The sequence below is a fragment of the Nostoc sp. DedQUE09 genome (assembly GCF_034530915.1).
Classification (GTDB): domain Bacteria; phylum Cyanobacteriota; class Cyanobacteriia; order Cyanobacteriales; family Nostocaceae; genus Nostoc.
In genome coordinates, this window is sequence record NZ_JAVRCE010000021.1 from 1 (window position 1) to 11,421 (window position 11,421).

Annotated in this window: 8 protein-coding genes and 1 tRNA gene; 7 read left to right on the top strand and 2 right to left on the bottom strand. The window is 42.0% G+C overall.

Annotated elements, in window-relative coordinates:
- Nucleotides 1–855, bottom strand: an 855-nt coding sequence (locus RMY27_RS15375; protein WP_322664572.1) for an RtcB family protein, incomplete at its 3' end; no start/stop codon positions are given.
- A 373-nt stretch (nt 856–1,228) separates the two neighbouring features.
- Between RMY27_RS15375 and RMY27_RS15380 the strand changes: the two genes are divergently transcribed.
- From RMY27_RS15380 to RMY27_RS15390, 3 genes are all read left to right on the top strand, one after another.
- Entirely contained in the window at nt 1,229–2,116 is an 888-nt protein-coding gene (locus tag RMY27_RS15380) for a class I SAM-dependent methyltransferase (protein WP_322664574.1), read from the top strand.
- Entirely contained in the window at nt 2,113–2,841 is a 729-nt protein-coding gene (locus tag RMY27_RS15385; RefSeq protein WP_322664576.1) for an HAD family phosphatase, read from the top strand. Before RMY27_RS15380 ends, RMY27_RS15385 begins: the two co-directional genes overlap by 4 nt.
- Nucleotides 2,842–2,906: 65 nt before the next feature.
- Nucleotides 2,907–2,979: transfer RNA gene (locus tag RMY27_RS15390), tRNA-Ala, on the top strand.
- A gap of 1,612 nt (nt 2,980–4,591) precedes the next feature.
- Here the strand turns inward: RMY27_RS15390 and cas12k are convergent.
- Nucleotides 4,592–6,499 (bottom strand): type V CRISPR-associated protein Cas12k, encoded by a 1,908-nt coding sequence (gene cas12k / locus RMY27_RS15395; protein ID WP_322664578.1) that lies wholly within the window; start codon nt 6,497–6,499, stop codon nt 4,592–4,594.
- Between the two features lie 162 nt (nt 6,500–6,661).
- On the opposite strand from cas12k, the gene RMY27_RS15400 reads away from it, so the two are divergent.
- The 4 genes from RMY27_RS15400 (at nt 6,662) to RMY27_RS15415 (ending at nt 11,276) form a co-directional block, all read left to right on the top strand.
- Nucleotides 6,662–6,835, top strand: a complete 174-nt coding sequence (locus tag RMY27_RS15400; RefSeq protein WP_292754898.1) for a hypothetical protein — start codon at nt 6,662–6,664, stop codon at nt 6,833–6,835.
- Nucleotides 6,836–7,099: 264 nt separating this feature from the next.
- Nucleotides 7,100–8,614 carry an N-6 DNA methylase gene (locus RMY27_RS15405; RefSeq protein ID WP_322664580.1) on the top strand — a complete coding sequence of 505 codons (1,515 nt, stop codon included), beginning with the start codon at nt 7,100–7,102 and terminating at the stop codon, nt 8,612–8,614.
- Complete coding sequence (locus tag RMY27_RS15410; RefSeq protein ID WP_322664582.1) at nt 8,611–9,861, top strand: restriction endonuclease subunit S; 1,251 nt, start codon at nt 8,611–8,613, stop codon at nt 9,859–9,861. The genes RMY27_RS15405 and RMY27_RS15410 overlap by 4 nt, the downstream gene beginning before the upstream one ends.
- On the top strand, nt 9,858–11,276 hold the full coding sequence (locus RMY27_RS15415) for an ATP-binding protein (RefSeq protein WP_322664584.1): 1,419 nt from the start codon (nt 9,858–9,860) through the stop codon (nt 11,274–11,276). Before RMY27_RS15410 ends, RMY27_RS15415 begins: the two co-directional genes overlap by 4 nt.
- Nucleotides 11,277–11,421: the final 145 nt, after the last annotated feature.

Consider the following 11,421-nt stretch of genomic DNA (forward strand, 5'->3'; position numbering starts at 1 on the left):
ACCTTTACGAGTCACGTATACATCCTCGTCAAAATGCACTTCTTTTTCAGCATAATTGTGATGACAATTAACCTGCAATAAAGGTTTAGTTGCCTTCCCACCTGCGAGATGCTTCTCAACTATGTGCTTAAAACGCGCCATCATCACATCACGGTTGACACGCGCATAGTTTTGTGACCATTGTAAATCGTGCCAGTATGCTTGAAATTCTGGCGTACCAGCGACAAAGTGAGCCAAATCTGGGTCAGGCAACTTATTACCTGCCATTTTTGCTAATTCTCTGGCTGTATGAATATGACACTGGGCGAGTTTATTGCCGATGTTACGCGAACCAGAATGCAGCATCAGCCAAACTTGATTCTCTGTATCAAGGCACACTTCAATAAAGTGATTTCCTCCACCGAGAGAACCCATCTGTTTCATTGCTTTACTTTGTAGGTCTTGTACACCGCGATGCAAGTCTTTAAAATCATCCCAGTGTTGCCAATTGCTGACGGATTTTTCAACGTCTTTATTTTCGTTGAATCCAGTCGGAATTGCTGCTTCAATATCCAGGCGGATTTTCTTTAGTTTACCTTCTAGTTGTTCGGCGGTAAATGCTGTTTTGATCGCGCTCATACCGCAACCAATATCCACACCGACAGCAGCTGGAATAATTGCCTCTTTGGTTGCAATTACAGAACCCACTAAAGCACCTTTTCCTAAGTGAACGTCTGGCATTAATGCCACGTGTTTAAATACAAATGGTAATGATGCCACATTCTTGGCCATCTTGGTTTCTTCTGGGCCCAAAGAGTGATTTGCCCAAGATAAGACGGGTGCTGGTGTGGTAATTTCTAATTTTTCGTAGGGCATAATTTTTTCTATTTTGGATTTTAAATTTTAGATTTTGGTGAGGCAGTGCGGTCTTAGGGGTTTCCCCTATGAGCAACTGCTGAACCCGTAGGGATTTGGTATAGGGCAGTGACACTTATCGGTATGACATATAACCCATTACCTAGTTAGTTGTAGCAATTTATATGTTGTATTGTCTTTCATTTAGCTCCCTGAATTTTCGTGAAGCTGAAGAACTACTTTTAGGAATTACATCTATATACTACAAATGTAACAAATTTGATTACAAGCGTCAATCTATCACCACAGGGAGAAAGCAAATGTTTTCCCAATGTATTAAAATTTGTAAAGAAAATCACTGTGTTTAAATAGCTCCTTAAACTTCCGACACAATATGGCAGTGCGTCAAGATACAATCTGGGAACGTTTTTTATCCCCTGTAGTGCGTCTTTTGATTGATGAAGATGGGTTACGGCGTTACGCTGATAGTATTAATTGGGAAAAAGAGAGCGATCGCTATCGACGAGATGATGTCATAATTCCGTCGTACTACAGTAATCAAAACTTTCATGGTATTGCTGGCGGATATCTCAATTCCGATGCAGCAGTTACTTACGATCCGGTTACTCAATACGTTCTACCGCCTAATGAAGGTATTGTTCGTCAAGCTTTAGTTGATGCTGTCCAAGTGAAACCACGGCGCATACTCGATTTAGGTTGCGGTACTGGTTCCACTACTTTAATGTTAAAGCAGGCTTTCCCTGAAGCGGAAGTTATTGGTTTGGATTTATCACCTTATATGCTGGTAAGGGCGGAAGATAAAGCTAGAAATGCTGGCTTGGAAATAGTCTGGCGACACGGAAATGCTGAAAAAACTGGTTTGAGGGATGCAACATTTGACTTAGTAACAGCTTCTTTGCTATTCCACGAAACACCAGATGCGGTGTCACTAGGGATTTTGCGGGAAAGCTTCCGGTTGCTGGTAACTGGAGGACAAGTATTAATTCTAGATGGGAATCAGAAGACTCTGCGTCAGTTAGAATGGCTCAATGATGTTTTTGAGGAGCCATATATTCGTGAGTATGCTGCTAGTAGTACAGAAGCGAATATGGGTGCAGCCGGATTTGAAGCAGTGCGATCGCAGGATGTATGGTGGATAAATCAGGTAACTAGCGGCATAAAACCAATAGCAACCGAAAATGTCCGTCAGTATACTCCCACATCAGTAGATAATAATGATTTGGAGGGACTTGGTTCTCCAGCGTTTGGCATAAGGGCATGAGTTTAAAGGCAGTTCTCTTTGATTTTAATGGTGTCATCATTAATGATGAGCCAATCCACCTGCAACTGATAGATGAGATTCTCATTGAAGAAAATCTCCAACCCCAAAAGGTAAGCGAGCGTCAAGCTTCTTTAGGACGCAGCGATCGCGCTTGTTTTGGGCAACTACTCGCTAATCGTGGTAGAGTAGCCAATGAAACCTATTTAACTCAGTTGCTATACCGCAAAGCCCAAGCTTATACGGTGGAATTAGAGAAAATAAAGAAACTGCCTTTATATCCAGGTGTAGAAGACTTAATATTTCAGGTGCGATCGCACAATCTGAAACTAGGATTAGTCAGTGGCGCGATTCGCCAAGAAATAGAATTAGTACTCAATCGCGCTAAACTAGCTGAACATTTTAAAATTATTGTCGCAGGTGATGACATCACCACCAGTAAACCAGAACCCGATGGTTATCTGCTGGCAGTAAAACGCCTAAATAAAGAATATCCCGACTTGAATCTTCAACCACACGAGTGTCTGGCAATTGAAGATACTCCAGCAGGTATTGAAGCCGCGAAGCGATCGCAAATGCAAGTTGTTGGTGTAGCCAATACTTACCCATTCCACATGCTCCAGCGCTGCTGTAACTGGACTGTTGATTATCTCAGTGATTTGGAACTCGAACGGGTGCAAAAAGTTTATTCCCAAAAACAGCCTCAACCATCGGTAACAGAATGTTAGAATAATCTATGGTGATAATGTCTTGAGTTAATGAGTAATATTACTCTTGACTTAGCACCGATTAAGGGGAATTAGCTCAGTTGGTAGAGTGCTGCGATCGCACCGCAGAGGTCATCGGTTCGAATCCGTTATTCTCCATGTGTCCATTTGTACATTCGCAAATTATATGTCGCGATTCGCAAATTAATGTCGCTTGTTGCCAATTAAGGTCGATTTCGTAAGTTTGTGTCACTAATTTTAGTATATAAGGTTTTCGCAAATTAACGTCGTCTTCTTTCGTCATTAACTGTAAAATTTACCACAAGCAAATTATTTTTCCTTAACATTTGTTCGATCGCAGCACTCCTTTCAACCCTCCTAATAACTTAGTTGTACTTTTTGACCATTTTCAAATCTGGTTAGAATGAGTACATAGTTTGTATTGCTTATTCTTGGGATCTACTCCTAGCCGGGATGGTTGTTGAAACATAGCACAATCTCTAGAGAGGATAGCGATGTCTTTCAACCCACCCCTAGCCGGGATGGTTGTTGAAACTTTCAGTTTTACCTTCAGCATCCGTGTACTCAAACGATTCTTTCAACCCACCCCTAGCAGGGATGGTTGTTGAAACTTTGAACGATAAATATTTTCGATAATCTGCTTGGCTCTTTTCAACCCACCCCTAGCCGGGATGGTTGTTGAAACTTTGCCCGTCAGCGAACTAAATCAATGGGAGAACTTTCAACCCACCCCTAGCCGGGATGGTTGTTGAAACGCTAGGGGCACGGCTCCTCAAAGCAGTTTGGAGTTCCTTTCAACCCACCCCTAGCCGCAGGGCTGATTCATTCCATTTCAAACAGGATTTGTCAAGATGGTTAGCAAGAAAATTGTAAGTAAGCGTGACGAAGAGATGAATATTTAAGCACTGAAATATCAGTAAAATAGTTGGTTTCATCGGCACGCTAGTAACAAAATAACTAATTTTTAATTGCTATAACCCTTGATTTTTAAAGCTCTTTGGGGAATGAAACAGCCCTGCCCCTAGCCGGGATGGTTGTTGAAACAGCGCGGCGGAAACTTTACGGTTTACATAAGGCTCTTTCAACCCACCCCTAGCCGGGATGGTTGTTGAAACCTAACGCCGGAAATGTCGCTGCTCTCCTCAAAGATTCTTTCAACCCACCCCTAGCCGGGATGGTTGTTGAAACCTACAGGTTAGTTCAAGATAGTTACGGGATTCTTCTTTCAACCCACCCCTAGCCGGGATGGTTGTTGAAACTCTACCCGTCTAGAACCCTTTCTATAAAAGCTTTCCATACACATAATTTGGCAGGTCTGCTTAAAATGTCTCGAATTGCAAATTAAAAAACTAAATGCATTGACATACTAGTTTCTTAAATCAAGACTGGATAAGGGTTTTAAAGTTTTGGCGGGACTCCAGGGATTTTGCCCCCGCTTTGACACGCCAAAAAAATATTTGGAGGGTTCCCCTGACGAAGGGGGTGATTCAGTAGCCACCACTGTGGTAATCCACACCGTTATGAATAACGACTATGGCTAAAAGCCTTACTCCTTATTGCTGGGAGCGCACCTATCCTGTCTTGCAACAGCAGCATCAGAAGCGGGCAGCTACCAGGGTCAGAAAGCATGACGGTCTGACAACCGCCAAACTAACCCAGATTTTTCACAGTACATTGGCTCAAAAGAGCATGAACTGCGGCGCTGTTATAAAAATATTATATTTTCTAGGTTCGGATTAGTGAATTAAATTTAAGCGGCTTGACGTTCTTGGTAAGCAAAGACGGCTAAATTGCCCGCTTTTTCTTGTGGACTACCTTTGATTGGCTGTGTACCAATTTCAGTAGAAATTCCGACTTTTGCAGCTTGGGATTTAATACTCTCAATTAATCGACCGTAACTCCAGCGATGAATGCTCATACGATATTCTTTGGCATATTTTTGTTGAGCTTCCTTGTAACCAGGACATTTCTTTTCTGCTCTGGATTGGATTTCGCTGCTGATTTGCTCACGCATATCGCGGAGTTTTGGGATAACTATGCTGTCTGCTTGATAGGTTTTGGCGATCGCAATAATTGCATCTGCTAATAATCTATCTATATATTGCCCTAACTCTGATTCACCAAACGAGTTTGGCGCATTCTGTTTCTGAGCTTTGTGTCGTTCGTGAGATAGGCGTTGCTGTTGTTGTCGCTGACGATTGAGAAGATTGTAGTTTTCACCAAGTAGTTGTTTGACACTGCGATAAGCTAGAACTTCATTTTTAACAACATCTACCACCGCTACTGTGACTGGCTTTTTTAGACCAAAACTAACGCCAACTAGGATTGAGGGTTGACCTTGATAATTAGGCTTGCTGGGGCGAGGGAAAGGGTTATTAATTCGATCTAGCGTGGATTGCTGACGAGTGATAAAAGCTCGTTGTTCATCGTTGAGGTCATCTTTCTGTTTTGTTACAGTTAAAATTTTGGTAATTTTTGTGACTTTCTCTTCAATTACTTGTTGAGTTCCTTCAGTAGTCAACAACCGAGTATCTAAAGCACAATAAAGATTGAGTTGGTTTACTTTCCAGGCTTCACCTTTTTCTTCTCTTGGCAACCAAGCAAGTCTTCCTGAACACAGAGTGAACACACTGCTTGAATATTGATTTTTACTACTGCGTTTAATTTCTTGATCTTCTAGGAAGCGTTGGAAGTAGTGCAAATGACGTTTGTCGCAGTAAATCTCAAAGGTCAGTTTTCTCAAACCCTTGCCCTTGAACCGAACAAAAAGACGATTTTTATCATTCTTTAACCATGTCATATCTTCTTTAGATTCGTAAGCCACAGGAAAGGGAACATCAGCAGTTTTTCTTAAAAGTGCTGCTTGCCAAGCTTTTGCTTCTTTTTCATTTTGAGCTACATTAGCTGTAGCAATTTCTAAAGTTTTTAACCACTCTTCTCCTGTTAAATCTCTACCTTTCGGTATGCGGCTTTGAAGTTGGTCTTTTAATCGCTCAATTTCTATTTCCTTTCTGCGTCTATTTCTATTAAATTCTTCTGGGTCTTCGTCGAGTTCATTGATTTTACACTTATTTTTGAGCAGATATGCGAGAGCGCAACGAGTAAGAGGGTCTTGTGTTGCTCCGTAAGTGTTTAAGAGAATTTGGAAAAGTGAAGATTTTTTGGACTTTGTAGATTTTTTAGTGTTTTTACCCTTTTTCTGGTTGCTATTCTGCTCGGACTGAGGGGTAAATTTTGTAAGAATTTCGGTGGCTTTAGTACGAATTACGTTTAAGCTACATTGACTTTCTTGTTCGAGTTCTAGATCGCTTTTGAGCATTTTCAGCCAACGCTCTTTCCCTTCTATTTGGTACTTTCTGCGTTTTTGTAAGGCGAACCAGGATTTATATACATAATCCACTAAAGCGATCGCTGAGGTGTAAAAGCGTCCAGGTTGATCAGCAAAACGCTCTTGAGTTTTGAGGGAGTTAACAAGTGTTTTGAGTAATTCAGTAGGTATTTTGCCTTCTTCTAGCCAGGTTTCAAATTCTGGGTGCTTTCCTACCTGTAGCAACAATTCATTGATAAGTGGTGTATTTTTTTCAGCCATAAGTTCCCACAGTTGACGGAGAGTGTCTTCTTCCGCAACCAAGCGACATTGAATTGTAATAACGCTCATGGTGTCCTCAGCTTTGTAGATTGGGTAACACTGACAGGATTGTTAATTGTTTTTTTACTTCTAATATTATAGCGCAACGCCGCAATAGCGCAATTACGCAAATGTTTTTTTACTGAGAGGCTGTGCAAAAATGAAAGCCGCAAGTTTTGGCTTCAAATTAGGATGGCAGAAGAAACTAGAGAAGTTCGGGGTAGACTCCCTAAAGACTTAAAAATCGCTTTTGAAATTGCCTGTGCGCGTCTGGAATTGACCCAGACTGCGGCTTTGGAGGAGGCGATTAGAGATTGGTTGAAAAAAAAAGATTCCCCTCCTGGTGGAGAGTCACAGGGGAGTTAAAGGTTTATGGTCAAAAATACTGTAGTGATTGTATAATCTATATCGTAATTTTTTCTTGATTACTGCTTTGTCAGCCTTTGTGAGAAAGCGAGGTTTACACCTACATCAGTCGATAAGTTTAATCTAGGCTTAGGAGTTTTAGATTGCATTAACTATGTAATTTTTTTGACCGTGCCATAGCACTGAATCACAGGCTCATTTCTCCTTTTAGGTGCAAAATTATGAGCCAAGCTATTAATATTAAAAATCCCACAGTAAAGCTAAATGTTCGAGCAGACTTTTAAAAATATTGATGATGTTCTCTGGAAAGAGGCGGGTTGTACTACAGAGTTAGATTACACGGAGCAAACCTCTTGGCTGCTGTTTCTGAAGTATTTGGATGATTTGGAGCAGGAAAGGGCGCTAGAGGCGGAACTGGCTGGCAAGCCATACGAATTTATTATTGATGAGGCGCATCGCTGGTCATCTTGGGCAGCACCGAAAAAAGCGGATGGTACATTGGATCATGATAATGCGCTGATTGGCGATGATTTGATTGATTATGTCAACCGCAAGTTATTCCCATATTTACAGAGTTTTAAGCAACGGGCTACTAGTCCAGATACAATCGAATACAAGATTGGGGAAATTTTTAGCGAGATTAAGAATAGGTTTCAAAGCGGCTACAGCTTGCGGGATGCGCTGGAATATATTGATGAGCTACGGTTTCGATCGCAGCAGGAGAAACACGAGCTATCCCATCTCTATGAAGCCAAAATCAAAAATATGGGCAATGCAGGGCGTAATGGTGGGGAATATTACACACCGCGTCCGTTGATTCGGGCAATGATTCAAGTGGTGAAGCCGAAGATTGGCGATCGCATTTATGATGGTGCTTGTGGTTCAGCTGGGTTTTTGTGCGAGAGTTACGATTATTTACGTCGGGGTAAGCTGACTACCAAAGAGCTTGAGATTCTTCAAAAACATACGTTTACGGGTAAGGAAAAGAAAAGTTTGGCGTATGTGATTGCGATCATGAATATGATTTTGCATGGCATTGATGCGCCGAATATTATCCACACCAACACGCTGACGGAAAATCTCAGTGATATTCAAGACAAGAATCGTTTTGATGTCATCTTGGCTAATCCGCCATTTGGGGGGAAGGAACGCAAGGAAGTACAGCAGAATTTCCCGATTAAGACAGGGGAAACGGCGTTTCTGTTTTTGCAGCATTTCATCAAAATCCTGAAGATGGGCGGTAGGGCTGCGGTGGTAATCAAAAATACGTTTCTGTCAAATTCGGACAATGCTTCGCGGGGGTTGCGTCAAGAGCTTTTGAATAGTTGCAATCTGCACACGATTTTGGATTGTCCGAGTGGGACTTTTATCGGGGCGGGGGTGAAGACGGTGGTACTGTTTTTTGAGAAAGGAAAGCCCTTCGATTCCGTTCAGGGAACGCCTTTATTTTCTCAGGGAAAACCTTTAACTCAGGGAATGGCTACTCAAAAAATTTGGTATTACCAACTCGCTCCGGGGCGGAATATGGGTAAAACCAATTCTTTGAATGATGAGGATTTGCGCGAGTTTGTGGAGTTACAGGCTAGGTTTGCGGAAACAGAAAAGTCTTGGCTGGTGGATATTGCTGATGTGGATCGGGAGACGTTTGATTTATCGGTGAAGAATCCGAATAAAGCTGAAGAATCAACATTACGAGAACCGCAGGAAATCTTAGATGAAATCGCTGCTTTGGATGCGGAGAGTGCGGAGATTTTGGCTGGAATTGGGGAAATGGTATGAAAAATTGGGAACTGGTACGCCTTGGAGACGTATGTAACTTAATTAACGGTAGAGCTTACAAAAAAGCAGAATTGCTTCATGAAGGTAAGTACCCCGTTCTGCGTGTAGGGAATTTCTTTTCAAACCGTTCCTGGTATTACTCAGATTTAGAACTTGATGATAGTAAATATTGTGATGATGGCGATCTACTCTACGCTTGGTCTGCGTCATTTGGCCCGCGTATTTGGAAAGGTGGAAAAGTTATATATCATTACCATATTTGGAAGACCAATCTTAACTTAGACAAGGTTGATAAAAAATATTTGTATTATTGGTTTGAGTGGGACACTGAAAGAATCAAAGCAGAACAAGGTGTTGGCACGACCATGATTCACGTTACTAAAGAGGCAATGGAGAATCGTAGCCTTTATCTTCCTGCTATCTCAGAACAAAAGCGGATTGTGGCAATTTTGGATGAGGCGTTTGAGGGGATTGATAGAGCGATCGCTAACACCGAAAAGAACCTCGCCAACTCCCGCGAATTATTTGAAAGCTATCTAAACGCCATCTTCACCCAGAAAGGCAACAGGCGGGGAGATATAAAGTCTCAGTTCGTTCCTCTATCGACTCTGCTTTCTGAACAGCCTCGTAATGGTTGGTCACCACCAGCAATATTTCAAACTGGCGAGGGAATCCCAGTATTAACTTTATCTGCTGTAACAGGATTTAATTATGATGGTTCTCGCGTGAAACTAACAAGTGCCCCAACTAAAGAAAAGGCACATTATTGGTTGAAAAAAGGCGAATTATTAATAACTCGAAGCAATACCCCTGAATTAGTTGGTCATGTAGCAATCTATGATGGTAATCCGCAACAGGCTATTTGTTGTGATCTGATTATGAAAATGACATTAGATTCAACAAAAGCTGACACAAAATTTATATACTATTACCTTCGATCTTTGGCAGCACGTAAATACCTCATGAGTAATGCTACAGGTGCTAGCGCAACAATGCCAAAGATTAATAAGCAAGTTGTTCAAAATGCTCCAATTCCTGTTTTTTGTGTGGCTGAACAAAAAATTATTGTGACAAAGCTAGACGAGATAGCATCTCAAGCCCAACGCCTCGAAACCATCTACCGCCAAAAACTCGCCGCACTCAACGAACTCAAACAATCCATCCTGCAAAAAGCATTCACTGGCGAACTCAACGCAGACACCGCCAACCAAACAACAAAAGCCGCTCAAGAGGGAATTGCAGCATGATTACCCTAGAAACTCTTGAAAAATGGCTGAATGCACCTGCTGAAACCGAGAACCTTGAATTTAAACAAGCCAAGCAGCAATTTAATAAAGTTGACTTACTCAAGTATTGTGTAGCCTTAGCCAATGAAGGAGGTGGATATCTAGTTTTCGGCGTAACCAATAGGCCACCACGTCAAGTTGTAGGTTCCCAAGCTTTTCCATCACAGACTTCCCTGAATGAAATTAAATCCCGTATTGTAGAAAAACTCGGATTCCGCGTAGACGTAACAGAATTAGCCCATCCCAATGGTCGAGTGTTAGTCTTTGAAATACCACCTCGTCCTTTAGGACAAGCATATACCTTTGATGGTGCATACTTGATGCGATCTGGTGAAGATTTACGCCCGATGACACCAGATGTACTCAAGAAAATTTTTGCAGAAGACCAACAAGATTGGTTTTGCCAAGCTGCTCGATGTGACGCTAGCCCGGACGATGTAATCGCCCTCCTAGATACCCAAACATACTTTGAACTGCTAAAAATTCCCTATCCAACTACCCGCGATGCTGTCCTAGATCGATTGCAGAGCCAACAGTTAATTAAACTAACAGCACATGGTTGGACAATCACAAACCTAGCTGCGATCCTGTTGGCAAAAAAACTGGATGCCTTTTCCCCTACCTTGGCTCGTAAAGCTCCCCGTGTCGTAATCTACGAAGGTATCAATAAGCTAAAAACTCGTAATGACACCACAGGCATCCGAGGATATGCTGTTGGTTTTGACGGATTAGTGGATTTTATTCACTCAGCAGCACCGCAAAATCGCTTTATCGAGGAAGTTGTGCGGGAAGAAGTAAAAATGTTTCCGAAACAGGCTTTACGAGAACTTATTGCTAATGCTTTGGTGCATCAGGATATTCTAGCAACAGGTACCTCAGTGATGATCGAGATGTATAGCGATCGCATTGAAATATCTAATCCCGGCATCCCACCCATTAAGGTAGAGCGATTTATTGATGAAAATCGCTCCCGTAACGAACAACTTGCCAACCTAATGCGACTTTTCCATATATGTGAAGAAAAAGGCAGTGGCATTGACAAAGTTGTAAGCGCGGCAGAAATGTTTCAACTACCCGCACCAGATTTTCGAGTAGGTGACACACGCACTACAGCAGTGCTGTTTGCCCATCAGGATTTCGCCGATATGAGCAAGAGCGATCGAATTCGAGCCTGCTACCAGCATTGCTGTCTGCTGTATGTCAGCAATCAACGAATGTCTAACCAAACCCTACGAGAGCGGTTTCGTCTAAGTGAGTCACAAGCAGCTAATGTTTCTTACATTATAGGATTCACCAAAGAAGCTGGCTTAATCAAGGCAGATGAATCCGAATCAACCTCTACCCGCTATGCTCGCTATCTCCCTTTTTGGGCATAAAAGTGCTTAAAAGCAAACCGAGATTAGTCACTCTCAAAGCCTGAAACCCTTACAAAACAAACAAAAAAGTCCTTAAAAGCAAACCGAGATTAGTCACTCTCAAAGCCTGAAACCCTTACAGAACAAACAAAAAAGTCCTTAAAAG

Coding starts and splice junctions, on each gene's coding strand:
- RMY27_RS15380 (WP_322664574.1), top strand. CDS start 1,229: ATGGCAGTGCGTCAAGATACAATCTGGGAACGTTTTTTATCCCCTGTA.
- RMY27_RS15385 (WP_322664576.1), top strand. CDS start 2,113: ATGAGTTTAAAGGCAGTTCTCTTTGATTTTAATGGTGTCATCATTAAT.
- cas12k (WP_322664578.1), bottom strand. CDS start 6,499: ATGAGCGTTATTACAATTCAATGTCGCTTGGTTGCGGAAGAAGACACT.
- RMY27_RS15400 (WP_292754898.1), top strand. CDS start 6,662: ATGGCAGAAGAAACTAGAGAAGTTCGGGGTAGACTCCCTAAAGACTTA.
- RMY27_RS15405 (WP_322664580.1), top strand. CDS start 7,100: ATGTTCGAGCAGACTTTTAAAAATATTGATGATGTTCTCTGGAAAGAG.
- RMY27_RS15410 (WP_322664582.1), top strand. CDS start 8,611: ATGAAAAATTGGGAACTGGTACGCCTTGGAGACGTATGTAACTTAATT.
- RMY27_RS15415 (WP_322664584.1), top strand. CDS start 9,858: ATGATTACCCTAGAAACTCTTGAAAAATGGCTGAATGCACCTGCTGAA.